The 24943-nt window shown below is 60.5% G+C and carries 16 protein-coding genes, 1 tRNA gene and 2 pseudogenes; 7 read left to right on the forward strand and 12 right to left on the reverse strand.

Annotated features, from left to right (window positions below):
• Positions 1-9: 9 nt before the first annotated feature.
• Genes J2R78_RS09845 through J2R78_RS09865 form a run of 5 tightly spaced genes read right to left on the reverse strand, consistent with a single transcriptional unit; the run spans position 10 to position 11676 of the window.
• The gene (locus J2R78_RS09845; protein ID WP_253604074.1) at positions 10-5532 is read right to left on the reverse strand and encodes a DEAD/DEAH box helicase; all 5523 of its coding nucleotides are present in this window, start codon (positions 5530-5532) and stop codon (positions 10-12) included.
• Complete coding sequence (locus J2R78_RS09850) at positions 5529-6647, reverse strand: hypothetical protein (protein WP_253604076.1); 1119 nt, start codon at positions 6645-6647, stop codon at positions 5529-5531. Before J2R78_RS09850 ends, J2R78_RS09845 begins: the two co-directional genes overlap by 4 nt.
• Positions 6644-8752 (reverse strand): hypothetical protein, encoded by a 2109-nt coding sequence (locus J2R78_RS09855; RefSeq protein ID WP_253604078.1) that lies wholly within the window; start codon positions 8750-8752, stop codon positions 6644-6646. Before J2R78_RS09855 ends, J2R78_RS09850 begins: the two co-directional genes overlap by 4 nt.
• The gene (locus J2R78_RS09860) at positions 8749-10416 is read right to left on the reverse strand and encodes a competence protein CoiA family protein (protein ID WP_253604080.1); all 1668 of its coding nucleotides are present in this window, start codon (positions 10414-10416) and stop codon (positions 8749-8751) included. Before J2R78_RS09860 ends, J2R78_RS09855 begins: the two co-directional genes overlap by 4 nt.
• Positions 10417-10434: 18 nt before the next feature.
• Positions 10435-11676, reverse strand: a complete 1242-nt coding sequence (locus J2R78_RS09865) for a Druantia anti-phage system protein DruA (protein WP_253604081.1) — start codon at positions 11674-11676, stop codon at positions 10435-10437.
• A gap of 502 nt (positions 11677-12178) precedes the next feature.
• Between J2R78_RS09865 and J2R78_RS09870 the strand changes: the two genes are divergently transcribed.
• Positions 12179-12442 carry a hypothetical protein gene (locus J2R78_RS09870; RefSeq protein ID WP_253604083.1) on the forward strand — a complete coding sequence of 88 codons (264 nt, stop codon included), beginning with the start codon at positions 12179-12181 and terminating at the stop codon, positions 12440-12442.
• Positions 12443-12610: 168 nt separating this feature from the next.
• Here the strand turns inward: J2R78_RS09870 and J2R78_RS09875 are convergent, their stop codons facing one another.
• The 3 genes and pseudogenes from J2R78_RS09875 to J2R78_RS09880 form a co-directional block, all read right to left on the reverse strand.
• Positions 12611-12847 (reverse strand): helix-turn-helix domain-containing protein, encoded by a 237-nt coding sequence (locus tag J2R78_RS09875; RefSeq protein ID WP_253604085.1) that lies wholly within the window; start codon positions 12845-12847, stop codon positions 12611-12613.
• 56 nt (positions 12848-12903) lie between these two features.
• Positions 12904-13071 carry a tyrosine-type recombinase/integrase gene (locus J2R78_RS45335; RefSeq protein ID WP_375167009.1) on the reverse strand — a complete coding sequence of 56 codons (168 nt, stop codon included), beginning with the start codon at positions 13069-13071 and terminating at the stop codon, positions 12904-12906.
• A gap of 338 nt (positions 13072-13409) precedes the next feature.
• Positions 13410-13790 (reverse strand): annotated as a pseudogene (locus J2R78_RS09880) (transposase); the annotation flags it as partial.
• A 1067-nt stretch (positions 13791-14857) separates the two neighbouring features.
• Here J2R78_RS09880 and J2R78_RS09885 point away from each other — a divergent pair.
• A pseudogene (locus J2R78_RS09885) lies at positions 14858-15553 on the forward strand (tyrosine-type recombinase/integrase); the annotation flags it as partial.
• A 189-nt stretch (positions 15554-15742) separates the two neighbouring features.
• Here the strand turns inward: J2R78_RS09885 and J2R78_RS09890 are convergent.
• A tRNA-Glu gene (locus tag J2R78_RS09890) sits at positions 15743-15817 on the reverse strand.
• A 585-nt stretch (positions 15818-16402) separates the two neighbouring features.
• Between J2R78_RS09890 and J2R78_RS09895 the strand changes: the two genes are divergently transcribed.
• From J2R78_RS09895 to J2R78_RS09905, 3 genes are read left to right on the forward strand one after another with little or no spacing between them, the layout of a single operon-like run.
• Positions 16403-16855: a (2Fe-2S)-binding protein gene (locus J2R78_RS09895; protein WP_028333166.1), complete on the forward strand. Its 453-nt coding sequence runs from the start codon at positions 16403-16405 to the stop codon at positions 16853-16855.
• A 1-nt stretch (position 16856) separates the two neighbouring features.
• Positions 16857-19172, forward strand: coding sequence for a molybdopterin cofactor-binding domain-containing protein (locus J2R78_RS09900; protein ID WP_253604087.1), 2316 nt, complete (start codon positions 16857-16859; stop codon positions 19170-19172).
• Between the two features lie 54 nt (positions 19173-19226).
• Positions 19227-19499, forward strand: a complete 273-nt coding sequence (locus tag J2R78_RS09905; protein WP_057018047.1) for a hypothetical protein — start codon at positions 19227-19229, stop codon at positions 19497-19499.
• A gap of 177 nt (positions 19500-19676) precedes the next feature.
• Here J2R78_RS09905 and J2R78_RS09910 read toward each other — a convergent pair whose 3' ends face one another.
• The 3 genes from J2R78_RS09910 to J2R78_RS09920 all read right to left on the reverse strand — a co-directional run bounded on the left by J2R78_RS09910 (position 19677) and on the right by J2R78_RS09920 (position 22584).
• Positions 19677-21407: a methanol/ethanol family PQQ-dependent dehydrogenase gene (locus J2R78_RS09910; protein WP_225159733.1), complete on the reverse strand. Its 1731-nt coding sequence runs from the start codon at positions 21405-21407 to the stop codon at positions 19677-19679.
• Positions 21408-21474: 67 nt separating this feature from the next.
• Entirely contained in the window at positions 21475-22122 is a 648-nt protein-coding gene (locus tag J2R78_RS09915) for a ubiquinol-cytochrome c reductase iron-sulfur subunit (RefSeq protein WP_253604091.1), read from the reverse strand.
• A gap of 126 nt (positions 22123-22248) precedes the next feature.
• Positions 22249-22584: a hypothetical protein gene (locus J2R78_RS09920; RefSeq protein ID WP_028333161.1), complete on the reverse strand. Its 336-nt coding sequence runs from the start codon at positions 22582-22584 to the stop codon at positions 22249-22251.
• Positions 22585-22605: 21 nt separating this feature from the next.
• On the opposite strand from J2R78_RS09920, the gene J2R78_RS09925 reads away from it, so the two are divergent.
• Both J2R78_RS09925 and rpoH read left to right on the forward strand, forming a co-directional pair.
• Positions 22606-23625 carry an RluA family pseudouridine synthase gene (locus J2R78_RS09925; protein WP_244435987.1) on the forward strand — a complete coding sequence of 340 codons (1020 nt, stop codon included), beginning with the start codon at positions 22606-22608 and terminating at the stop codon, positions 23623-23625.
• A gap of 216 nt (positions 23626-23841) precedes the next feature.
• The gene (gene rpoH, locus J2R78_RS09930) at positions 23842-24738 is read left to right on the forward strand and encodes an RNA polymerase sigma factor RpoH (RefSeq protein WP_024581019.1); all 897 of its coding nucleotides are present in this window, start codon (positions 23842-23844) and stop codon (positions 24736-24738) included.
• Positions 24739-24943 lie beyond the last annotated feature (205 nt).

Genomic DNA, 24943 nt, shown 5'->3' on the forward strand with positions numbered 1-24943 from the left:
TCTTCGAGATCATGCGGGGAACAGCGATTTTACCAGTTGGTGCTCGGCGGGTAGATTCCTACGTAAAATATAGTCGTTTAGTACCCGCCCTTGCAGTTGCGCCCCGCCCAACAACGGCGTGAGCGAATGTCCGGTCCAATCAGCAGCCACAAGCGCTGATTGCGTGCCAATCACAGCGCGCACGCCCTGGCGCTCGACCAGAAGCGGAACAGCTTGTCCGTCGACGTCGGCAATGGCCGTACACCGAAAGCCGTCGAGTTGAAGCAAGCGCGCGAGCCCTTCAAGATTGGCTGCTTGGGTCGCGATAGAGAATTCGGGAGGAATTTCCCCGGTCATTGCATATCTTAGGAGTTGCGCCCCAATGAAGCGATCCAGGCGATCCTTGAGGTGTTGGTTGTGGTAGTGTCGCAGGCAGCTCTCACACGACCTGTCGCACTGGGCCGGACAGTTCTCCAGCAGATCCTGAACGTCACGAAGAATTTCGGTGAGATTGCGTCCGGCAAGCTCGGCGTATCCAGCGCCGCCCGACAAAGTATCGTAAAGATACACATCGAGATGAATCTGTCCTTCATCGTCATTTGAGGGGACGATGCGGAAGCCCGAGCCAAACTCCGACGGATCGAGATCGAGTTGAGGATGACGGCTTGCGGCAAGCCGAAGGGCCTCAGAAATCGAATAGAGAGCGTCTTCGAGTGCTCGCAATACTACCGGATCATTTGTGTCAATTGCCATTGGCGCCGCAAGTGACAAGCGGATCAGCAGAAGATCGGTGGCGAATACATGACCCAGGAACACGTTATGAAAGGTACCGTTGCAATGTCGTGGCGGTCGGGGCTGATTGAAAGCAAATTCGATTGAATATGGCCTGTCGTGCGGCGCTGCGGGCGGTTGTTCCGACGCCGCTTGGCCGCACCTGTCGCAAATCCAAAATCCCTGAAAGGTGTCGTTCTGCTGTTGTCCCTTGTTAGCCGTGACAAGTGTTCGATCCGTCGTAACGACGTAAGCAAGCCTGGCTCCCAAAGGCTGAAGCTCTGGCAGGTCATTTGTTCCGACTGGAACCGGAAACTGCGCTCCTGTGGCGTAGGTGATTTCCTGTTCGCGGTCGTCCTCGTTAAGAGGGCGTCCGCCTTCCGGGGTAAAGACCTGCGGCACGATCATACGCGTGCGCTGCAACGTTCCGCTGCATACGGGGCACTCGGTTTGAGCATTATCGGTATCCTCGAGGTCACGGACAAAGCTGCAACTGTCACAATGAACCAGTTCGTTCACATCGGCGAATAACGGCGCAGCACGGTCATGAACTGATGGAAGTACGTTGGCGACAACGCCGCCTGAACGATAGGTTTCTTTGTTGATCACGATGAGACGTCCGGGCGCATATTCGCTCAGCGCCTTGTTGATGCCTTGCTGAGGCCGTTCAACAATCTCCATCTTCCATTCCTGGGCGTTTGGTTGTCGTACGAGGCGCTCTACAAGGAAGCTTGTAAGGTCGGTCGGAAAAGCGTAGCTCGGCAGAAGGCCGCGACTGAAGAGGAATTCGAGTAGTTCCTCATCGCCGAGCGCATTGCGATCATCGTCCGCATCGTCCTCTTCATCTTCGCCTTGAGCAGGACGAGGTGGCGCGGGTTGCAATTCGCGCATAATCGCGTCGAGCTGATCGAGCAGTTCCTGCGCGACATCGCCGATCCAGGCATCAATGGTGCGGGGAGCCGTTCGCAGGGAAGCGGGTAGCCATGAGCGTATCCCTTGACGGATCGTGCCTTGTGTCGCGATGACATTTTGCTCAACCCAGAGACGGAATGCAGGAAACGAAGGACCCGCCTGTCCGTCGCCGAAGAAGAAGTCGCTGGCTTTTCCAAGCGCCCGGAATAACGCCGAAGTCGGGCCTCCGATTGCAATATTATGTTCGTCCATATAGCGGTGAAAAAACGTCTGTAAGAGATACGACGCGACATGGCGTCGCGCGATCTTCGGATTATCGATCTTGATGTCAGGATTGCGAGGTGGTCCCGCTACAATGGCGCGGGGATTTTCGTAGTAATAGGTGTCGTGGGGGCCATTCTGCGCGTAAGTCAGAACGGTTGAAACAGACGATCCCCGTCGCCCGGCCCGTCCTGCGCGTTGCTGATAGTTTTCTCTTTGGGGAGGAACGTTGCGCAGCCCGACGGCAACGAGCGAACCAATATCGACGCCGACTTCCATCGTGGTCGTGCAGCTCAAAACGTCGATGGGCCTGTCGCGTGCCTCGATGCGGATGTCGCGGAAGCGCAATTCAAATTTCTCGGTTGTTGCATGTACGCGCGTGTTATCCCGGTTCGACAATTGAGCGGTGTGCTCTTCGACAGAAATGCTTCGAAGGCGCGCATGCTGGCTTAAAGCGATACGTACGGGTTCACGCCAGAATCCCTTTCGCGCCCGAATATATTCGCTCTCGGCTGGATCTAGCGTTTCGATATTTGTCGAGGCGCACGACGTACAGCAGCCGCGTATGGCAAAAGGCATCAGTTGTGTGCAATCCCGGCATTGAAGCCAGGGCGCCCGAAGGTCGATATGGATTCGAAGTTTTCCGGGGTCAAGGAAATAGGCGCCGTTATCGTGCCGTAGAGCCAATTCACTGATAAGCGCGGCTTCGATCGCGGGCACGGCATCGGCTGTGATCCCAAGAATATTCGGCAATTGCGTACGAAGCGTTCGCTCAAACCGGCCGTCACTACCCCAATCGTTCGACCAATAGCCGGCCGCCAGTGAGCGAATGGGAGCAGGGATTTCACGGTCCAGCGCGAATTTGTCACTCAGTCCTGAAATCCAAGCCGCGGCTAACTCGTCGGCGTCCGATTCCGTCAACGTGGGGACCGCCGTTCGAAGGGCGGTGCGCAGTCGCGGCTCCGCGCGCCGCGACGGAAGCGAAACTCCGACAGAGGTGCCCGAGAGAGAATAGTAGCGCCCGCACAGCTGCTTTAAGAGGGCAATTTTGTATCGCGGGGGGCTGTCCGCAGGGGAAAACTCCGTGATTAACTCCCCGAGGTCTTCACCATCGTGATCTCTGTCGATGCGCTCAATCTCATTTTCGATGCGCCGCGCGTCGTCGCGATCGAACATCGGCAGGTTAAATTCACGTAAAACCGCGAGAACCGCGATATAAAGATGGTTGGTCGGCCTCGGTTCCCTGTTGACCGCAATCATGCGTGCTGCAGCGGCGGCAAGGACTTGGCGGAAGATATCCTGCTCAACCTCGCGCGGAATGTCCCGAGCGAGACGCGCGGCCTTCTGCCTGCCGTCGGAAAACAGCAGTACCTTTCGGCCGCCGTTGGGATAGATGCGATCCTCGCCTCGGACGGCTGGTTGCGCGTCAAGTTGCGTCTTTACGAGATTGGCGAACGGCGCTTCGCCCTTCGTCGAGTGGTCCATAATCGTGGACCGGCCATTTCGTAGCGTGTTCGACCGGCACACGGGGCACGCTGAAAATCGAACCGCACCCGTCCAGTCGATCGGGTCAGCGCGATAGGCGCGGCGAAAGCCGGTAGCGTCGTCGGGCTGCTGATGTAACACGCGACCGCTGCGAATATCGACCCAGACAGGCAGGCATCTGTCCGCCTGGTCGTGATGCGGCTCTCCGTCGAGAAGCAATTCGACCTCGGTAAGCGGCGCTTGGTGGCCTTCGCGCAGCATCCCGGAAGGCAAATGCCAAAGGAAGTCCCCTCGCGGGCCATCAAGATAGCCTCTTAGGAACGCTGTCCCGCATTCACGGTGCGTGGCCAGTTCATAGACCCGGCTTCCGCATTGGCAACGCTCGCGCCCATGAGTATGCAAGCGTCCGAGAATCGCGTGCGGGCTACGTTCGCGTGCGTGGTCGCACTGAGGATTGATGCAGGCAAAGAGGGCGGGAAGTCCACGAAAGAACATGTGCAGGCGCGTTGGCAGGAGGACACGACGGTCACGCTGACGTTGGGCAAAGGTCGCAAGAGCGATCAGCGCTGCGGTTGCCCGTTCCGCAAAAGGCGTTTCGCCGAATATGGTTCGCTCCAGGTCGGGCAAGGGCATGGCGGTGCCGGCGACCGATTCAATCATAAGCTCAACTGGCCCGAAGCCGGTAAGCTTCTCATAGAGAAAATCTGCCAAATCGCGGCTCGGCTCGGGTTGATCCCATCCGAGGGTGTGGCACAGGCCGGTTACAGCTATCCGTGCAGCGTTCGGGTCGATTGCGTGCCGTTCGAACGCCGTCAGGTCAAAGTCATGAAGCGCCCTGGCTTCGTCGGCCTGTCCTCGGCGTTCCCCATGGCGTTCCTCTCGCGTGCCACGGATGAGCTCGAAACCCCGGGGGGAGTTATCCGCAAGACCCGTCAGATCGCGACCAAACTGGGTGATGGCGCGGGCCGCCTCTTCGCCGGCTCCGAGGCTCGCGCTGGTGAGAATGAACCGTACGCGTGTGCGTGGCACGTCGAGGCGTGAAAGAAGCCGTCGAAGCAACAGCGCCACTTCGGCGCCGCCTGCGCCCCGGTACATGTGGGCTTCGTCGAGGACAAGGATGAGTTCGTTGTTCGGATCGGCGCGTAACCAGTCGCGGGTCTGCTGAAAGATGGGCCGCTCGATCGGCCGCATCAGCATATACTCAAGCATCGAATAGTTGGTGATGAGGAGCTCCGGACAACGCGCTTGCGTTTCGTGGCGCGTCATCAGCTCACGGTCGCCGGCTTGGGTCAGCAAGCGACGGTTCCAATTTCGCCTCCGTTGCGATCCTCGGCGGGTCGTGTTGGTCTGTTCTAGCGCTTGCCCAAAGAAATTGACAAGGTCCTTTTCCGGCAACTGCCCGATCTGCCGGAGTTGAGCTTCCTTTTCGGGGTCCGCCATGATCGGGAGGTAAAATTCTTCGAACAGAGGTTCGATACGCTCCGTGTCACGGCTCGACGTGCGCGGACCCGGATAGGCGGTGCGGCCTGTGTAGCTCGCAAAGCGTACGGGTAGGACCCGCCCCGCAGATATGATTTCCGACGCGCGGGCGCTGCCGAAGAGCCGCCTAATGCGCGAGAGCTGGTCATTGACCAGCGCGTTCATTGGATACAAGAGCAAAGCGCGGACACCGGGGAGTGCTGCCGACGCCGGGCGGCTTTCAGCCTCAACGGCTAGTTGGCCAATGATTGGCATGAGAAAGCTTTCCGTCTTTCCCGAACCCGTGCCGGTGGCAACGATAAGGTCAGCGTCGCGCTCAAAAAACGCTTCGAGCGCTGCGGCCTGGTGCACATAGGGACGCGGATAGAGCCCAATATCCAGCGTGGCCAACTGAGTAAGCGTGCGGGCGACAGCCGGTGGTAGTTGAAGATTGGCGTATGGCTCGCCGAGTTCGTAGACGGGAGTTGATTCAACAAAAGGCACCTGACCGACGGCGCCGGGCTCCTCCAGCAAACGTCTCCGCTCGCGGATCAGCGTTTCGTTGCGAATGTGATACTGCGCTTCGATGTAGGAGCGTAGACTTTCCGTTAAGCGGTGCGCGGTCGCATGGACGCCGTGGTCAGGGGGCGAGGAATGGTCCGTCATGGGATTTTCCGCTGTGCAATGTGAGGAGTAATTGAAAGGCGCTTTAGCGCGTGCAGAATAAAGGGCATCGCGCTGTTGCTGAATGTCAGGCGTTCAGAAGGATTGTCTGCCGCAGGGTCACTCCACCCGAGCGCGTACACACGGTTTTCGGGGTCTGGGAGTGCTGATGGGCGCTCGATGGTAAATGTCAGGTCGGATGCAATAATGGAAATTCGGCGCGGCGAGTTCATGAGTAGATCGAGTCCAAATCGCAGCCGCAAGGTCTCCTCATGCGCGATCGAGACGCTGCTGCGCAGGGAAAGCGTACCGTCTTTGAAGTCGAAACGAGCCAGAAAATGAGGACGGCTATAGGCCCGGGCAAACCCGCCTCGCGGCCGGCACAGCCGCATACCGTCGATGGCGCGACCGACGTGCCCGGCCGGTATCCAACGCCCTGTTCTCTGCTGACTACGGAGAATGTCAGGAGCGTAGAGTTCAAGTTGTTCCACAGAGAGGCCGTGCGATTGCTCCATGCGCGATTCATGGCTGGCCAGCACCTGCGCGGTCCAGGCCGATAACGGCGTCGACAATCCAAGCCATTCGTCCATCGGCTGGACAATGGCACGGTGCTCGGGCTTGGTCAGGGATTTGATGCCGGTGAACCGGGCGACCCCTGCGCAAGATATTGGAAGCCCGTAAGTCTGTCTCAATATACCAATCGGCGCCGAGCCAACGACCATGCAGTCATCGGTGCCATCCAAAGCTATGATGCGAAACGGCGTTGCGATCCACTGGCCATGACCGACGTCCGCAGCATCGCCAAGTACACGCATTGCTTCCAAGGTCGGACCGCAAATATCGGCTTCCGCCGTCTGCTGGTCAGTAGAGCTGTCACGGTTAGCGCTATATGGCCAGGTAAGATCGACCGCGCGGCGTGCGTTCGTCAAGAGACGCGTTGTGTGAATGGTCGATGCAGTAGCCGGCTCTCTCGCCAAAACGCAAGTTCCGTACAGCATGGCCCGAATATGGTCTGCGGCAACCGCCCTGACGACGGATGGCCTATTGCCAACACACTTAAGCGCATGACTGATAGCAGTTTCGGTTTGCTCGAACGAACGCTCGGAAAGGGCGATCATGATGCGTTACCCCGAACGTTTGCCTTGAACATTGCCGACAGGCGTGGATCAACCGAAGTGCCGTTTACTTTGCCCCCGTCGAGCTCGATTTCGATCTGATCCTGCGTGACGCCGAGTGTAAGCCAGTACGGCATCAGCCAGCCGTAAAAAAGCGATTGCAGAGGCGTCACGGTTTTTACGTCCGTTCGCACTAGGTGAAGCGCCCTGTAGGCAGTCGCAAATGCTCTCTCTATGGATGGATCACGCCTTGTCACGAAGGCGTTGGCAAGCCGAATTGCTTCTTCCGTATCGATGCCCGTACTTCCGATCTGAGCGAACAGAGCCTTGTCGGCTTTAGAGGAAAGTGCGCTCGGCGTTTCTTCGCCTGTAGATAATTGGCCTGCGCGCCAATCGAGGCAATTGAGATCGAAAACCGGTCCGATCTCGCAATACCCTAATTCGAATGGCAGGGAAGCAACCCCTTCGGAAATCGTTGCAATGACGGCGCTGCGTGCTGGTGCGCGATCAAACCCAGGGTCAAGGCAATCGACCAAGACCTCTCTGGTAATATCGAGGGCTGTGCGGTTTACCCCTTCAATGACGAGTGCGGGAGTGGCTAGCCGCTCTGTTTCGAACGCTTGCTCGATCGTTGCCCGTAATTGTTCTCCATCTTGGAGACCGATTGGCATTGCGATACGGACGCTAGCGGCTCCGCCAATGACCCGGGCGATTGCACGAGCCGTTTGCGTGGCGAATGAACCTTTGAGAAAGATCGCCTGCTTCGCGATCACAGTAGCCGCGCATTCTTCGCCGAAGAGCTGAGCGGCTGATTTTCGCAGACCAAGTGATAGAAGCGTGCCGGCTATCGCCCGACTGAGATCCGCGTGCGACTGTAGAGCGTTCTCTTCTATCCTGTCGGACGCGATCAACGAGTCCCACCGCAGGCCACTGGACGCGCGCTTCGGTTCCTGGTGGCGCGGCACGATAAAGTCCTTGGCTTCATACGTCGGCGCGGGCGACGGTGCTGAACTTTCCGGGCGCTGTTCGAGGCCAGCAAGACGTCTGTCAATTGCATCCAACTGATCGCTAATGGCGTGGTCCTGCGCCCGGTCGGCAGCGTCGCGCTTAACCTGATCCAGTGCAGAACCTAGCTCGGCTACGCGTCGATCCAGCACAAGCACCGTCTCTTGGATAATCTTTTGCGTGCCCTCAACCTCTGCGACTGCATTGAGTAGCGTATCAATGTCATTCAGTTTTGACTCGATGGCGCGGATTTCGGCGCGGCGCGATTCCACGGCGATTGCGAGAGCTTCAAGCCGCACATCTGTTGCAGGGTTATCGGGCGCCGCTACTTTCGGCCCGTCCTCCGCACGGCTGATCCTCGCAAGTGCTTCAACAGCGTCTTGTGCGTTCTGTGCGGACGATTGAGCCTGGGCGATACCCGCGTGAACCTTGTCCAGGCTGGCAGGAACGGCTTCTAACGAGGAGTTGATTCGATCCAGACGCTCCGATTGTTTCTTGAGTTCCGACTTAATGCGTTCGATCTCGTCTTCATCCATCTGCAATCGCTTGGGTAATTCGCTAAGCGTTGCATCGCGGTCAACTTCGGTTGCGCCTTTCGCCGTTGCAATTATGCTCCGGCTTGCCGGCGTTTCCGGAAGCGGACTGAAAGTGAACAACCTTTCGATTTGCTCGCGGCTGCAATGATTTTGCAGGGACTCATCTTTAAGTTTTTGCAGAAGACCATCGACCTGCTCCTCAATGGAACGTCGGCGATCTTCGGGGTTGGCTTGTTTCTCCGCCGCTTCCTCCAAGTGATCCATGAGTTTATGGACCGTCTTCGGGTTCTCGATATTTGCGTCAATCCACGTACGCCAGATCAAATATAAGCCGTTAAAATCTCGGTCGCTCGCATTCGCCTTGCTCAGTTTTCGCGCGAGCGCCGTTTTCTGTTTGGCGATTCCGGCTAGGCTGGTCTTGCGGAAGCCATCGACGGTGGGGAGATACTGAGCGATGCTTCGCATCGCATGGGCGGGTATTTCGTCAAAGAAAGCCTGAAGCTCCTTTTCGCCTAGCGCTTGATAACGCGCCTTCGCGTCCGGACTGGGCGAGAGACGATCACTCATCGGGCCGTCTCGTAGCGTGAGGAGTAGCGAACCAAGGACTCGAGCGCGCGCTTGTGTGCCAAGAGTTCGGCAGGCACCACGAGGCGAGAGAAGTGGTGGATCAATGCCTGATCGTCCAGCAATCCGACGGGTTTTCGATCCCTGGAAACAAATGCGCCGGATGCCTTGCACAGCCACTCGATGCGGGCCCGCAACTGGCGCTGAACGCGAAATGCCACGGCCGGAATCTCGGCTTTGTCTGCTCCGCGCGCAAAGAATGATCCAAATGGCCCAAAGTCCAGCGCAATATCCAGAGATGTGTCATGAAGTATCTCGTTGATACGTTCAATCAGCTCGGGGGAAATCGGTGCCCTGCGCACCCGCGCCGAAACCACGGGCGCAGCGATCAACGGCTCGCTGGCCCAATTCAGCGTACCTGATTTGCGCTGACGCAACTCGCCATGCAGCGCGGAATGAACATGGATGGCCGTAAGCCGGACCTTGGCCTCGCGTGTATCTGACAGAAGATGTCGTGCTCGGGCGTGATGAAGTGAGATGCTCTCCCTCGTGCCGCCCTGTTCGAATTCGAGCACGACCGAAGGCTCGATCGGACTATCTGGATGCGGCTTCGCCACAAGCGTAATGAGATGGGTGCCATCCCAAGCGAGGTGAACAGGTTTGTTCGCCGCGCTTTTAGGGTCACTGAGTTCCGCGAAATGCTGAACTGCCTCCGCCAAGGCCAAAGAGACGGACGCCGATCCAACTGTGCAGGATAGATCGCCCGGCTGCTCGGAGCCGATCGACTTCAAAGCCAGGACTACCTCGGTCGTCACGGGAATCTCAAGACTGCCGTTGTCGTCAAATCCAAACGGCGGCGGATAGACTATTGCCCAATCACGCTTGGCGCGAATAATCGGGAGATTGCAGTTAGTCGTAAGCCAATCGGCCAACTCTTCCTCAGGAGCGTGCGGCAGAGCGCCTAAGGCACAGCACCAGCCGCAGTTCTCCGCAAGCGAGTGGCTAATAAGGCCGGGCGGGAACGTGAATGAGGCGTCGGAGCGCCAAACGAAATAGTAACTCTCGCCCCAACAAAAGGCGTCGGTGAGCGGCTTCGTCTTTTGCCGGGTTGAACTGAATGCGTTGATCGCGCTGTTGTCGAGCCCGGCGACCCGCTCTTCGACCGCCGACTTGTATTTGGCGTGAACCTCTGGGCTAACCCATTTTGCGCCGAATTCGGGTGCCGTGAGATCGACGACGTAGGTTTGAGCGCCAAGCGAAAGCTTGGCTAACGTAAGCGGCCGAACATCGCCGCCGCCGAGGTCAATCGAAATTTTCCCGTGGACGTCATGGGATTTGGGAACAGTAAGACAGAGCCGCCAATTCCTCGGCCCTCGGCCGGCAACACGATCTGGTTCGAGTTCGATGCCGAGCTTGAGTGGATCGACCGAGGGTTCTGGCGTAGCAACTATGTTGTTTTGCCATGACCGCGCAAGATCGTTCGACGGGTGAAAGTCCTCGCATTCCGGCTTTCCCTGCCGGGGCATATGGGCAAAGTGTTTGTCACGCTGTTTGCCGCTTCGTAGAAACACCCCCGCTTTGCATGTAGGGCAGAAATAGTCGCGCCACGGGTTTGCCTTGTGGGCTGGTACAATTTCTCGGCTTCTTCGTTCGGTTGCAAAGTACATCTGTCCACCGCGTCGAAGCTAGCTGGCGCGAGCTTTTAGCTTAGCGGGAGCGTACTCGATGCCGGCAATCAGATCAGGGATGCGTTCCCTCTTCCACGCCTTGAATTCTGGCCGCCGCTCAGCTCGCGGCACGATCCAGCGCTCGCGGGCGAGATCGGAGATTTCCTGAACCGTCTTTAGGTTAGACGTATTCAGCTTGCCTTTGCCGGTCTTGAGTATCTCAAGTGCATTCGGACCGAAGGGGCAGATAAAAACCTCGCGCTGGATGCCATGCCGCAGCACCGACTCATTGATGTCTAACTCACCGAGCGCCTTCTTGATGGTCCGAAGGCGCCAGTTTGGTCCATCGCCGAACTGGTGATTGCCGGCGTAGGGGTCTTTTTTCAGGCGGAGGTATTTGCGGATTTCGTCGAATAGACGGTCTGTGATGTGAAAATGTCCCCATCCTACCGTGTAGCCGATAGGGTCCATGTAGACGTCGCCGCTCAATCGGAGACGATTGTAGATGGATGAGCGGCCCATTGACGATGTCGTGGTGACGGCGAGTAGTTGGGCCCGTTTTCTCTTTCCGGAAATGATACCGACTGTGTTGCCATAGAACTTCTTGAAGTCATCGAAGACCTCCTGTGACCGGACAAGGCAGGCCACGGCCTTTCCGCCAAGAAGCATGTTGTAAGGCGGCACGGCGCCAAGCACGTAGGCATCTAGGATTCCGACAAGCCGTTTCGCACGATCCTCTGCGTTCCACTGGATGAGGTTGTCACGCACCGACAGATTAAAGACCGGATCACCTAGCGCGATTAATCCGACGAGGCGTTTATGGGCCTCATCCCAAACGAGATAGCGAAGCCGGCGACCAAATCCGACCGAAACTGGCACTGACCAGGTCAGCGTGGCAAACCTGAAAAGGTCCGAATTCTTTGTACCGCTTTCCACGCGTATGAGGCGCAACTGAATCTTTGCTGGATCAATTTCATCGCCGTTCGCGAAGTGAGGAAGGGCGTGTGGCAAAGCACGCTCGACGAAGGTTTTACTGTCTTCCAAGCGCTCTGCGCGTTGGCTGCTATGAAGCTTTCGAACTACCTCTTTGCCGGAGCCCGGTAAAATGAGGGTGCCATCGTTGGCCTTCGTGAAGCCGAGCCTGGTAAAATGGGCTCGGATGCTTCGCTTGAGCAACGCTTCCGGCGTGAATGGCCGGGCCACGTTGCTTCTCTTCGCGGCTTTTGTTTTGCCGCGCTTCTTTGCTTTGATCTTGGCCATTCGCCCCTTCCCGGAATGACCGTACCGCCCCTCGCTGCAACCGGAAAGGGTATTTTGGTCTTAGATCGTCATTCTTGACAGGATCGGTAAACGGTCACTCCGGTACGCAATTTGTTCCCCGGCATTCCCTGATTTGTCCAGTGTCGAGGGGAAGCGGGAGCCGCGTTGATGCTGGAGCGCGGACGCAGGCTCGCTGAAGGAGGCACCCGATTTCGGGACAGTGATAGCGACGCCGGCATGAAATGACGGCGGGGCCCGAAAGCGAGTGCAGTCGCGAGACCGGTTAACAAGGTACCCGCGTGATGGGTAGTGATAGCGGTGCCGCGAAGCGGCAACCCATCGCGCGAGTGCCTCCGGCGAGCGACACATGCTCGCATCACAAAGTGCGCCGGCATATCCGCGTATGAACTCAGCAATCGCTTTCTAAATATCAAGAATGAGTTTCAGTCGCATCGCTTCGTGCCGGTATATCTGCTGCGTCGCAACTTTGGGGGAACTGCATATGAGGACAGTGGTAGGAACTGGCGGATGTACGGGAGTAGTTGCGGCAAACAACAATGCCTTCGGGCGCGGTGCGGACTGGCTCAGCAAGAAAGGTGCGATGGCGCTTGCCAAACATCTTGAAGAGTACTGGCACCGCCGCGGTTATCCCGCCGCCCGTTTTTGGGCTGAATCTATCGATGAGCGCTTCGCCAAGATCGGCACTTATGAGATTTACCGGATCGTCTGCAATCTCATCAACGGTCTGCCGCCCTCGTATCGATAGCGGCAAAGGGACCGGCCGGGGGAAGCCTCCGATACGCGGGCCCGCCGCTGAAGGATAAAGCGCGCTTTGCCTTTGGTTGCCGCTGCATAGCGCCCGGCCGGACGATCTTGCTAACTCATGGACCCAGTTTCAGCCCAAAAACGGGTGGAGAGATAAGCGAGGCCGAGATCAATCGCTAATGCGCCGCTCTGTCCAGAACATCACCATGGGCAGGTTGAGCACATTAGAGATATTGATCAGGGTACTTACGGTGACGCGGTTCGTGGCATTTTCGTATTTTTGAATCTGCTGGAAGCTGAGGCCAACCTCTAGCCCAAGCCGTTCTTGCGTCATCCCGCGCATGAGCCGATAGAAGCGCAGGTTCGCACCGATGATCTTGTCTATCTTGTTAACCCGCCTTTTCATCTGGCCTCCGATCCAGATCGGAATCGCGCCAGAACTGGGCCATGAACTCGATATCCTCAGGGCCACATGCCGGCAGTGTAGATCGCCGTCGTGCTCATCCGTGAATGACCGAGCCAGCTTTGGACCCTGTTCAACGGCACTCCGGCTTGCAGCGTGCCGACACCGAACGAGTGGCGCAGGCCACGCGGGCACGCCGCGCGCCCCACGATCTGCGAGAGCATCATTACGTCCTTGATGATGCGCCAGCGTCAGCGAGGCCAAAATGCGAATCGAGTTCGGCCATGAGCCAGCGCGGAATAGGGATCTCGCGCCAGACGACTGCTCGCCGCTTCAATGTCAGGACAGCGACGATGCCAGCTTCGATCTGAAAAGAGAGAGGGATGATGCTCAGCGCCTCGCTGATGCGCATACCCGTGCATGCGAGAGCCAGCGCGAGAAGCCGGTCTTTCGGTTCAAGAGCAGCCATGGCGGTGAGACAGCGACGCCGCTCCTCGCGATTGAGATATTTCCGGCCGCCTTCGGGGCCGTACAGGCTGAAACTGTACCCGCCACCGCCGCGGCCCGCCGCGAGGAACTTGACCGCGATGTCGCCTTCCAGCAGCCGGTCGCGGTTCTTCGAGAACACCGAATGGTCCCAGGCTGCATCGTCGACGCCGATTCCGACGAACCAGCGGAACAGCAAATCATATTCCAGCCGCTCCATCAGAAGCCGCTCCGAGCGGATCGAATAAAACGCCTGCAATAGCATCGCCCGCAGCAGCTTCTCCGGCGGAATCGACGGCCGCCCAATCGGCGAATAAAGCGCGGCGAGCTCGCGTTCCAGCACCGCCAGCGCCTCGTTCACGATCGTCCGGATCGCTCGCAGCGGATGATCACGCCGCACTCGTGCTTCCAGATCGACGTAGCTGAACAGCTCGCCCGTTCGATTGTCGTCGCCGCGCACGCACCGTCTCCGAATCTCGTCGGAGCCAATGAATCATGGTCGTCGCTCGCCGGCGAGCGCCTTTTTCAACAGCCTGCTAGAGTCGGGCGGCATCAAGTTCAGGCGTTAGGCCGGCAAGACTTTGGAAAGTGGTCAGGATCTAGAATCGGGCTGATCTCCTACATGTGTGCTGCGGGCTTTGACGCAGGCCGCCGTCGGCGGAGCGGAACGAAAGGCTCAATATTGGTGACCGCGCCATAGCGCCTGCCGTCTTGTGTTGCCGTCGATGACCTCATCGGCGATCTGGTGTGTACGTGTTATTCATCCCTACCAACCAGCAGCGTTCGGTCCTGATTGTCACATCCGCTCTTGCGACCCATGCCTTCCTGACCGACCTGCTCGCGGGAGCCTCTTCTGTTCCTTCACAGAGGCCCGACATTCATCGACGAGAATTTTGAGGCTGAACACGCATTGTCCCGTGCTACCATCCGATTTCTGCGCCACTGCACGCATGGGCTTCCGAATCGGACCGCGCGCCCTTGCTTGGACGAGCCAAGCACCTTCATGTTGCGATGCACAGATCGGCGGAATGGATCGCCTGTCATAGGGCATCGCGATGCCACGGCAAACAGCGCTACCGCCATCACTGGCACCACGGCTCATCAGTCGCGAGGCCGCCGCCGCGTACGTCTGCGTGTCACCCAACACCTTTGATGAGATGGTGAAGAACGGCCAAATGCCCCGAGCACGATTGCTCGGGGAGCGGCGTCGGGCTTGGGATGTCCGTCAACTTGACATCGCCATTGATGAACTGCCTTCCGATGGCAATAATACCCGCGTTGACGACACGTGGAAGGATATCGATGCCCCGCAAGCTGCCGCTTCACGTCGAGCGTAATCACGTCAAGGGCCATACGTATCTATCCTTTCGACGTGGGAAAGGACCTCGCTCTCGTCTGCCGAACGACCCCACGAGCGAAGAATTTATGGTGGCATACCAAGCCGCGTTGCTCGGCCAATTCGTACCGGTCCGAGATCGGTTTGTGCCGGCCGCGCCTGGCACTATCGCGGCGCTCATCGCCTCCTACATGAAGAGCGCCGAATACGTTGGCCTCCGTGACACGAGCAAGACGGGCTACATTGGCCGTCTTGAGACGCTCCGGATCGAACACGGTCATCGCACAGTCGCCGGGCTCTCGCGCGAGCGCATCATCACTGGCATTCTTCAACCCTATGCGAATCGCCCAGGTGCGGCACTCGATACACTGAAGAAGCTCCGGATACTGATTCGTCACGCGATCAATATCGGATGGCTGAAGCATGATCCGTCATTGGGTATCAAGCGGCCGAAGATCAAGAAAATTCGGTCGTGGACCGACGACGAAATTGAGCAATTCAAAAAATGCTGGCCGCTCGGGACCAAGCAGCGCACTGCGTTTCACCTGTTCCTCAATCTGGGTCAGCGTCGCTCCGACGTAGTCAGGATGGCGCAGACGCACATCACGCCAGAACGCAAGATCAGGATAAAGCAACAGAAGACTGGGCGCGAGCTCCTCATCCCGTTGCATCGGGACACCGTCGAAGCGCTCAACGCATATGACATGCAACGCGTCGTGATCATTACGACTGCTTATGGCAAGTCCTTCACCGTTGATGGTTTCAGTGGATGGATGCGCGACGCTATCTCGAAGGCCGGACTGCCTCTCGATTGCAAGCCGCACGGTCTACGGAAAGCCGCCGGACGTTTGCTCGCCGAAGCCGGCGCAACGGCGAAGATGATCATGTCTGTCCTCGGACACACGACGCTAGCTGAAGCTGAGCGCTATACGGAGGAGGCTGATCAGGCGGCCCTCGCTGAAGACGCGGTGATCAAGCTTGAAGGACGGAACGCGAACAGGATTTCCCAAACCGCTTCCGCAGGTTTGGGGAAAACGCCGAAAACGAAAGGGAAATCAAGTCGAAAGGTCTCAGGCTGGCGCTCCCTAGGGGAATCGAACCCCTGTTTCAGCCTTGAGAGGGCCGCGTCCTAACCGCTAGACGAAGGGAGCGTTGAGAGGCAAGGCAATAGCCTTGAAATCCGGCCGCCGCAAGATGCCTTGTGCATTGCGGCGGGGATTTTGTCACGCATGCTTTACGAACGCCCCCGGGGGCATCCGGCGCCATAGCGCTGGATTCCGGGTTCATCGCCGCGCGATGCCCTCAGGTGTGCAATCGCGCACCCGGGAAGACGAGGCCGGGCGAGATGCCGCGCGTGCCTTTGCCGAGCGCGTCGCACCTGCACGCTACAGTGGCACCGCCCGCGCGATTGCATGATGGCCACCCTGAGATGTCATGTCGTCGTCGTGCACGGCCCTGCTTTCGCCAAATGGCAATGCAAAACACTTGGCTGTGAAGTCACCCGGCGTCCGTCTCTGCTAACATCGCAGCCCTTCACCATGCTGCGCCCCGCACGGCGCCGGACAAGCGAGAGGAGTGCTTGGAACAAAGCGCAAGCGCTTGACGGCCTTGGCGCACGGCAGATTTGGCTCACGAATATCTTGGCACAACAAACATCAGCGCGGTCGCAGGCCATGGAAGACGTTCCGCACCTCGCGCCGCACAGGTCAATAGCTTAAGCAGAGCGAGGACAGACCATGATCAAACTAAAAATCAACGGCCAGGAACAGAATTGGGACGGCGACCCGGATCTTTCGCTGCTCTGGTATCTCCGTGACGAAGCAGGCCTCACGGGCACCAAGTTCGGCTGCGGCCAGGCGCTGTGCGGCGCCTGCACCGTGATCGTCGACAAGGAGGCGGTTCGCGCCTGCATCACCTCGGTGTCCGACGTCGTCGGCCGCGAGGTCACCACCATCGAGGGGCTGCATCCGACCGGCGACCATCCGGTGCAGAAGGCCTGGCGCCAGGTCAACGTGCCGCAGTGCGGCTACTGCCAGGCCGGCCAGATCATGCAGGCCGCGGCGCTGCTGGACCAGAACCCGAAGCCGAGCCACGACCAGATCCGCGAAGCCATGGCAGGCAATATCTGCCGCTGCGGCTGCTACCAGCGGATCGAGAATGCCGTCCATCTCGCATCGACGGGGGTATGACATGAATATCCGCACCAACCCCAGCAAGCTTCGCGGCTTCGAGAAGCACGTGAAGGTCGAGAACGTTTCGCGCCGCAGCATCCTCAAGGGGCTCGGCATCGCCGGCTCTTTCGTGCTCGCCGCGCCCGTGATGACGCGCCAGGCGTTCGCCTATGAAACCGGCGCCGGCAAGATGCCGCACGGCGTCGTGGTCGATCCGCGCGTGTTCGTCGCGATCGCCCCCGACGGCATCGTCACCATCCTGGCGCACCGCTCCGAGATGGGCACCGGCGTCCGCACCAGCCTGCCCTTGATCGTCGCCGAGGAAATGGAGGCCGACTGGTCGCGCGTCCATGTCCAGCAGGCGCATGGCGACGAGGTCAAGTTCGGCAACCAGGACACCGACGGCTCGCGCAGCACGCGGCATTATCTGATCCCGATGCGCCAGATCGGCGCCTCGGCGCGCTCGATGCTGGAAGCCGCCGCCGCCAAGAAATGGGGCGTGCCGGTGACCGAGGTGAAGGCGCAGAACCACGAGGTGGTGCATAGCGCGAGCGGCCGCAAGGCAGGCTTCGGCGAGCTCGCGGCCGACGCCGCGAAGGAGTCGGTGCCGAGCGTCGAGGGCCTCAAGCTGAAGGACCCCAAGGACTTCCGCTATCTCGGCAAGGGCCAGGTCTCGATCGTCGACCTGCACGACATCACCACCGGCAAGGCGCATTACGGCGCCGATGTCCGGCTGCCCGGCCTGAAATACGCCGTCATCGCGCGTCCGCCGGTCACCGGCGGCAAGCTCAAGTCGTTCGACGACAGCGCGGCCAAGAAGGTCCCGGGCGTCGAGAAGGTGATGGAGGTCAAGGGCTGGCCGTGGCCGTCCAAGTTCCAGCCGCTCGGCGGCGTGGCCGTGATCGCGCGTAACACGGGCGCCGCGATCAAGGGCCGCGACGCGCTGAAGATCGTCTGGGACGACGGCGCCAATGCCAAATACGACTCCGTCACCTATCGTGCCTCGCTCGAGGAAGCCGCGCGCAAGCCCGGCCTCGTGGTGCGGAAGGAAGGCGATGCCGATGCGGCCTTGAAGAGCGCCGACAAGGTGATCACGGGCGAATATTATCTCCCGCATCTCGCCCATGTCAGCATGGAGCCGCCGGTCGCGGTTGCCGACGTCAAGGGCGACAAGGCCACGATCTGGGCGCCGGTGCAGAGCCCCGGCGGCACCCGCGAGGACGTCGCCAAGACGCTCGGGATTCCCGAGGACAATGTCACCGTCAACGTGACGCTGCTCGGCGGCGGCTTCGGCCGCAAGTCGAAATGCGACTTCGCGCTTGAGGCGGCATTGCTGTCGAAGGAGCTCGGCGCGCCGGTCAAGGTGCAGTGGACCCGTGAGGACGACGTCCATCACGACTTCCTGCACACCGTCTCGGTGGAACGGATCGAGGCCGGTCTCGACAAGAGCGGCAAGGTGATTGCGTGGCGGCACCGCAGCGTGGCGCCGACCATCGCCTCGACCTTCGCCGCCGGTGCCAATCACGAAGCGCCGTTCGAGCTCGGCATGGGCCTGATCGACAACCCGTTCGAGATCGCCAACCTGCAGTGCGAGAATCCGGAAGCGGCCGCGTTCACGCGGATCGGCTGGTTCCGCTCGGTCTCCAACATCCCGCGCGCCTTCGCGGTGCAATCCATGGTCGCCGAAATCGCGCATGCGACGGGCCGCGACCAGAAGGAGATGCTGCTGGAGCTGATCGGAAGCCCGCGGATCGTCAACCTGTCCTCGGTGAAGGATCCCTGGAACTACGGCGAGCCCTATGACAGCTACCCGATCGACACCGCGCGCTTACGCAAGGTGGTCGAACTGGTCGCCGAGAAGGGCGAGTGGGGCCGAAAGGTGCCGAAGGGCCACGGCCTCGGCATCGCGGTGCACCGCTCCTTCGTCAGCTACATCGCGACCATCGTCGAGGTGGCGATCGACGACAAGGGCAAGTTCTCGGTGCCGCGGGTCGACACCGCGATCGATTGCGGCACTTACGTCAATCCGGAACGGATCCACTCGCAGATCGAGGGTGCCGCGATCATGGGGCTGAGTCTGGCCAAATACGGCGAGATCAGCTTCAAGGACGGCAAGGTGCAGCAGGGCAATTTCGACGACTTCCCGGTGATCCGGATGGACGAGTCGCCTGTGATCACCAACGTCTACATCGTGCCGCCCGGCGCGGACACCCCGCCGAGCGGCGTCGGCGAGCCCGGCGTGCCGCCGTTCGCGCCGGCATTGATCAACGCGATCTTTGCCGCGACCGGAAAGCGCATCCGCGCCCTTCCGATCGGCAAGCAGCTGGAGACCTGAAGCTGGAACGTCGGACGAGATAGGTCGTTCTCATCGATCCACTGGAGCAGATCGATGAGAACCCCACCTCAAACATTCGGGACGCTCGCGGCAACCCTGTCCGCGGGCGTCTTGCTTTTTGCGACACAGACGGCGCTTGCCCAGACCGCCTCGCCGCCGAACGCAACGGCGACCCGTCCGGCGCGGGTGCTGCCCGACCAGAACTCGGTTCCGAGCAGCGGCCCGCCAGCGACCACCGGCCAGACCACTGGCGAGGCCAGCCGCGATCCCACGATCAAGCAGATGAACGACGACGAGAAGCGGAAGGTCGATACCAAGGGCAAATAAAGCAAGCGCGGACCGGGAAGCGGCGGTCTCCCCATCCGCCGCTTCCCGATCGCATCGCCCCCTATCGGTGAGAAGCGTTTTCGAACGAAACGAACACCGTTTCGCTTGGAGAAAACGCGTCGTAACAAGCCGGAGCTTCGGTCCTCATTCAATCAGGACCGAAGCTCAGATCGTGCCTTACTTCTTGTCGAGCGCGAACACCCAGATCACGCCGCCTTGCGGGACGTTGTTCTCGAAGCCCTTGACCTTGCCGGCCAGTGCATCCTGGATGCGTTGCGCGTCGACGCCCCAACCCGACTGGACCGCGATGTATTGCGTTCCGTCGACCTCATAGGACATCGGCATCGCCATGATGCCGGAGTTGGTCTTCTGCTCCCACAACAGCTCGCCGGTCTTGGCGTTGAAGATGCGGAACATCCGGTCGTTGGTGCCGCCGGCGAGAACCAGGTCGCCCGCGGTCGCCGTCACCGAGCCGAACAGCTGCGAGGTCTTGAAGTCGTGCTGCCAGACCTTCTTGCCGGTGGCCGGATCCCACGCCTGCAACTCGCCGAAATGATCGGCGTTCGGTGCCGGCGTCAGTCCGATGTCCTCCGGCTTGGTGCCGAGCCAGAGCTGGCCGGGTACCAGCGGCTGCTTCTCGCCCGTGAAGCCGCCGCAGAAGTTCTCGTTGGCGGGAACGTAGACGAGCTTGGTGCTCTGGCTGTACGCCGCCGACGGCCAATCCTTGCCGCCCCACAGCGACGGACAGAACTCGACCCGCTTGCCGATCACCGGCTTGTGCTCGGGATCGACGATCGGCCGGCCGGTCTCGGCCTCGATGCCTTTCCAGACGTTGGTCTTCACGAACGGCCAGCCGGACACGTAGTTGATCTTGTCGGGCTTGTTCTCGAGCACCCAGAAGATGGCGTCGCGTCCCGGGTGGATCAGGCTCTTGAACGACCGTCCGTCACGCTGCAGGTCGACCAGCATCGGCGCATCGACCTCGTCCCAGTCCCAGGAATCGTTCTGGTGATACTGGAAGTGCTTCTTGATCTTGCCCGTCTCGGGATCGAGACCGATCACCGAGCTGGTGTAGAGGTTGTCGCCGGCGTGAGCCGAGCCCGGCCACGGCGCAGCGTTGCCGACGCCCCAGAGGATCGTCTTGTTGTCCTTGTCGTAGGTGCCGGTCATCCAGGCCGATCCGCCGCCCGACTTCCAGTCGTCGCCGCTCCAGGTCTCATGCCCGGGCTCGCCCTCGCCGGGGATGGTGAAGGTGCGCCAGAGCTCCTTGCCGCTCTCGGCATCGTAGGCGACGACATAGCCGCGCACGCCGAACTCGCCGCCGGAGCCGCCGACGATCACCTTGCCGTCGACCACCAGCGGCATCAGCGTCAGGTATTGACCTTTCTTGTAGTCCTGGACCTTGGTGTCCCAGACCACCTTGCCGGTCTTGGCATCGAGCGCGACGACGTGGTCGTCGGTGGTGGCGAAGTAGACCTTGTCCTGCCACAGGCCGACGCCACGGCTGGTCGGATGCAGCTGGAACAGATCGTCGGGAAGCTGCCGCTTGTAGCGCCAATACTCCTCGCCGGTCTTGGCGTTGAGCGCGATCACCTGGCCCATCGGGGTCGCGGCGAACATCACGCCGTTGTTGACGATCGGCGGCGCCTCATGGCCCTCGATGACGCCGGTCGAGAAAGTCCAGACCGGCTTGAGGCCCTTGACGTTGGAGGTGTTGATCTGGTTGAGCGGACTATACCCCTGTCCGTCATAGGTCCGGCGATACAGCATCCAGTTGCCGGGTTCGGGATTTTCGAGCCGCGCCGAGGTCACCGAACTGTAGTTTTCGATCGGCCCCGCGACGGCATAGGTCGAAATGAGGCACGTGAATGCGACACAACTCGACAGTAACCACTGCTTGCTTGTCATGAGATGCTACCTCCCTGCTCTGTTTTGATTTTTTCAGTTTAGGTCATGCAGAAATCCCGATGTGGCCTCATCCTCCCTGCTGAGCACCCACCTTTCCGACGAATGGCGCTGCGACCGTGATCGCGCCGTCGGCAACCGTCAGCGGCAATGCCGCGAGGCGACGTGGCGCCGGCCCGAACACGACCTGCGCATTCTGCCGCGGATCGTATTCGGAGTTGTGACAGAGGCATTTCAGGACGTTCTTGTCGCCCTGCTCTTCCTTCAACCAGGCAGTGATCGGACATCCGGCATGCGTGCAGATGACCGAGTAGCAGACGATGCCGTCAGGGGCGCGGGCGCGCGTGGCATCGTCGAGTTCGCTCGGATCGAGCTTGACCAGCACGACCTCGTTCAGCCGCGAGCCCTTGCGAACGACCGAGGTGTTCGGGTCCTGCGGCCAGGCGCGAATGGGCGGGCCGCCCAAGGTCAGATCTTCCGACTTGATGACCTGGCCGGCCTTGTCGCCTTCGGCGCGCACGAGCCGATCGGCTTTTTGCGGCCGCTCGCTGGCACCGGGCTGTTCTTCATCATCGGCGGCGGCTGGTTCGATCGCGGCGAGACAGGCGCAGCCTGCGAGCGCGGTCAACACCGCGCGGCGCGTCGGGTCGGCGCACGACCCTGCCGCATCGGATTCACCGGACTGTTCGATCGAAGCGCTGGAGTTGGCTTGCGACATGGCGCAAGCTGAACGTGCAACTCGGCCGAAAAGATGGCGGCACACCTTCTCGATGCGAGAACGCATGCGCAAAAAATACGCTGCAGCTTTGGGTTGATCGACGGCGCGGCTTCGCGATTGCTGCGATCAGGGCTCGTTGACGAAGCTCAGCCTGCCGACAGGTTTCAGCGTCTTTGCATCAAATGTGCGAATCTCTGTTGCACCGCCCACGTCAAGCGTGAGGACCAATCGTTCGCCGGCGACACCGGTGGCGACGATGCGCGCGCCTTTCGGCAGCGCAGCAGTGACGTCGGAAACGGAAACGGGGCTTCCCTCGCTGCGATAAAGGCGGTAGCCGATGGCAATCAATACGACGGCCACGGCCAGTGCCGAGGTCAGGCCCGCGATCAGCATCATGCGCCGCACCCGCGCGATCAGCGCGGCCTGGTCGGGGGTCGGTTCGGTCACAGCGGTGTCGGTCATCACAAGGCTCTATCTTTGCAAGTGTCTTCGCAACAAGTCTCTTCGAATGGCGGTCGGAAGCTGGAGGTCGTCGTCGCCGGCGACGAGGGCTCGGCCCGGCTCGACCGCGTGCTCGCGCAGCGCAGTCCCGAGCTGTCCCGGTCCCGGCTGAAGGCGCTGATCCTCGCCGGTTCCGTGACCGTCAAGGACGCCGTCGTCCGCGACCCCGCTTATCATGTCGCCAAAGGCGATACGATCATAATCGACGTGCCGGAGGCCGCGCCCGCCGAGCCGCAGGGCGAGGACATCGCGCTCGATATCGTGTTCGAGGACGACGACATCATCGTCATCGACAAGCCGAGGGGCCTCGTCGTGCATCCCGCCGCCGGCCACGCCAGCGGAACGCTGGTCAACGCGCTGATCGCCCATTGCGGCTCGAGCCTGTCCGGCATCGGCGGGGTCAAGCGGCCGGGCATCGTGCACCGCCTCGACAAGGACACCACGGGGCTGATGGTGGTCGCCAAGAACGACCACGCCCACCAGTCGCTGACCGCGCAGTTCGCCGACCATGGCCGCACCGGGCCGATGGAGCGCGGCTACATGGCGTTCGTCTGGGGTGTGCCGAACCGGCCCCACGGCACGATCGACGCGCCGATCGACCGCCACCCGCACGCCCGCGAGAAGATGGCGGTGCGCCAGGGCGGCCGCGAGGCGATCACCCATTTCGAAGTGCTCTCGAGCTTTGCCGGCCGCGACGGCAAGCCGGTCGCCTCGCTGCTGGCGTGCCGGCTCGAGACCGGGCGGACCCATCAGATCCGGGTGCACCTCGCCCATCTCGGCCATCCCCTGCTCGGCGACAGCGTGTACGGCGCCCACTTCAAGACCAAGGCCGGGCAGCTCGGCGCGGAAGGTAAGGACACACTCACTGCGCTGGGCCGGCAGGCCCTGCACGCCTATCTGCTGGCATTGGAGCACCCCCGGACCGGAGAACTTTTGCACTGGGAGGCGCCTTTGCCGGAGGATTTGCTTCTTCTGCAACGGGCGCTGGAAGCGGCGGTATGACGCACCACTTCCGGAAAAGCCGCGTTATGACAACAGGTTATACCTGCCACACGGGGACGTGACGTCAGCAATCCTTCCCTATCACGGACAGTTTGGTGTATGTTGCACCTGCGCTGAATATCCAGCGCGGAACATCGCAGCATGGCCGGCTTTAACCCAGCGGCCACCTGCCGGGCCCGCCGCTATCGGGGGCCTGAACCACTGGAGGGCGCTCAAATGGCCCGTACAGCTACGTTGCCGGTCCTCAATGGAGAATCCGGCCTCTCTCGATACCTCGCCGAGATCCGCAAGTTCCCGATGCTGGAACCCCAGCAGGAGTACATGCTCGCCAAGCGTTGGCGCGAGCATGACGATCGCGACGCGGCGCATAAGCTCGTCACCAGCCATCTCAGGCTCGTGGCCAAGATCGCCATGGGCTATCGCGGCTACGGCTTGCCGATTTCCGAGGTCGTCTCGGAAGGCAATGTCGGCCTGATGCAGGCGGTGAAGCGATTCGAGCCCGAGAAGGGCTTCCGTCTCGCCACTTACGCCATGTGGTGGATCAAGGCGTCAATACAAGAGTACATTCTGCGTTCCTGGTCGCTCGTGAAGATGGGCACCACCGCGAACCAGAAGAAGCTCTTCTTCAACCTGCGCAAGGCGAAGAGCAAGATCTCCGCCCTGGAAGAGGGTGATCTCCACCCCGACCAGGTCAAGCTGATTGCCAAGCGCCTCGGCGTGACCGATCAGGACGTGATCGACATGAACCGCCGCCTCGGCGGTGACGCGTCGCTCAACGCCCCGATCCGCGACGACGGCGAAGCCGGCGAATGGCAGGACTGGCTGGTCGACAACTCGCCCAACGCCGAAGCCCTGATGGCCGAGAGCGAGGAGTTCGATCATCGCCGCCAGGCCCTGAACGGTGCGATCGGCGTGCTCAACCCGCGCGAACGCCGCATCTTCGAGGCGCGGCGTCTGGCGGATGAGCCGATGACGCTGGAAGACCTCGCCGCCGAGTTCGGCGTGTCGCGCGAGCGCGTGCGGCAGATCGAGGTCCGCGCGTTCGAGAAGGTGCAGTCGGCCGTGAAGGGCACGATTGCCCGGCAGGAAGCCGCGCTCGAAGCCGCGCACTGATCGCGCAGCAGCGAGCCAACAGACACGAAAGCCGGCGGCAACGCCGGCTTTTTTGTTGTTTGCAAAGTGGTGCTCGGCACGCACCTCGATCCGGGGCGTGTAGCCATCAATCCGCCTGCCGACGAATGTCCGCATCAGCCTCGGGTGCGGACCCGCGAGGCGCACTCGGTCATGCCGGCTAAGGGGCCAGTTTCGGACCTTCCCG

It is taken from the genome of Bradyrhizobium sp. USDA 4538 (assembly GCF_024171045.1).
Classification (GTDB): domain Bacteria; phylum Pseudomonadota; class Alphaproteobacteria; order Rhizobiales; family Xanthobacteraceae; genus Bradyrhizobium; species Bradyrhizobium australafricanum.

Coding starts and splice junctions, on each gene's coding strand:
- J2R78_RS09905 (WP_057018047.1), top strand. CDS start 19,227: ATGAGAACCCCACCTCAAACATTCGGGACGCTCGCGGCAACCCTGTCC.
- rpoH (WP_024581019.1), top strand. CDS start 23,842: ATGGCCCGTACAGCTACGTTGCCGGTCCTCAATGGAGAATCCGGCCTC.
- J2R78_RS09870 (WP_253604083.1), top strand. CDS start 12,179: ATGAGGACAGTGGTAGGAACTGGCGGATGTACGGGAGTAGTTGCGGCA.
- J2R78_RS09850 (WP_253604076.1), bottom strand. CDS start 6,647: ATGATCGCCCTTTCCGAGCGTTCGTTCGAGCAAACCGAAACTGCTATC.
- J2R78_RS09875 (WP_253604085.1), bottom strand. CDS start 12,847: ATGAAAAGGCGGGTTAACAAGATAGACAAGATCATCGGTGCGAACCTG.
- J2R78_RS09915 (WP_253604091.1), bottom strand. CDS start 22,122: ATGTCGCAAGCCAACTCCAGCGCTTCGATCGAACAGTCCGGTGAATCC.
- J2R78_RS09865 (WP_253604081.1), bottom strand. CDS start 11,676: ATGGCCAAGATCAAAGCAAAGAAGCGCGGCAAAACAAAAGCCGCGAAG.
- J2R78_RS09845 (WP_253604074.1), bottom strand. CDS start 5,532: ATGACGGACCATTCCTCGCCCCCTGACCACGGCGTCCATGCGACCGCG.
- J2R78_RS09855 (WP_253604078.1), bottom strand. CDS start 8,752: ATGAGTGATCGTCTCTCGCCCAGTCCGGACGCGAAGGCGCGTTATCAA.
- J2R78_RS09860 (WP_253604080.1), bottom strand. CDS start 10,416: ATGTACTTTGCAACCGAACGAAGAAGCCGAGAAATTGTACCAGCCCAC.
- J2R78_RS09920 (WP_028333161.1), bottom strand. CDS start 22,584: ATGACCGACACCGCTGTGACCGAACCGACCCCCGACCAGGCCGCGCTG.
- J2R78_RS09900 (WP_253604087.1), top strand. CDS start 16,857: ATGAATATCCGCACCAACCCCAGCAAGCTTCGCGGCTTCGAGAAGCAC.
- J2R78_RS09910 (WP_225159733.1), bottom strand. CDS start 21,407: ATGACAAGCAAGCAGTGGTTACTGTCGAGTTGTGTCGCATTCACGTGC.
- J2R78_RS45335 (WP_375167009.1), bottom strand. CDS start 13,071: ATGATGCTCTCGCAGATCGTGGGGCGCGCGGCGTGCCCGCGTGGCCTG.
- J2R78_RS09895 (WP_028333166.1), top strand. CDS start 16,403: ATGATCAAACTAAAAATCAACGGCCAGGAACAGAATTGGGACGGCGAC.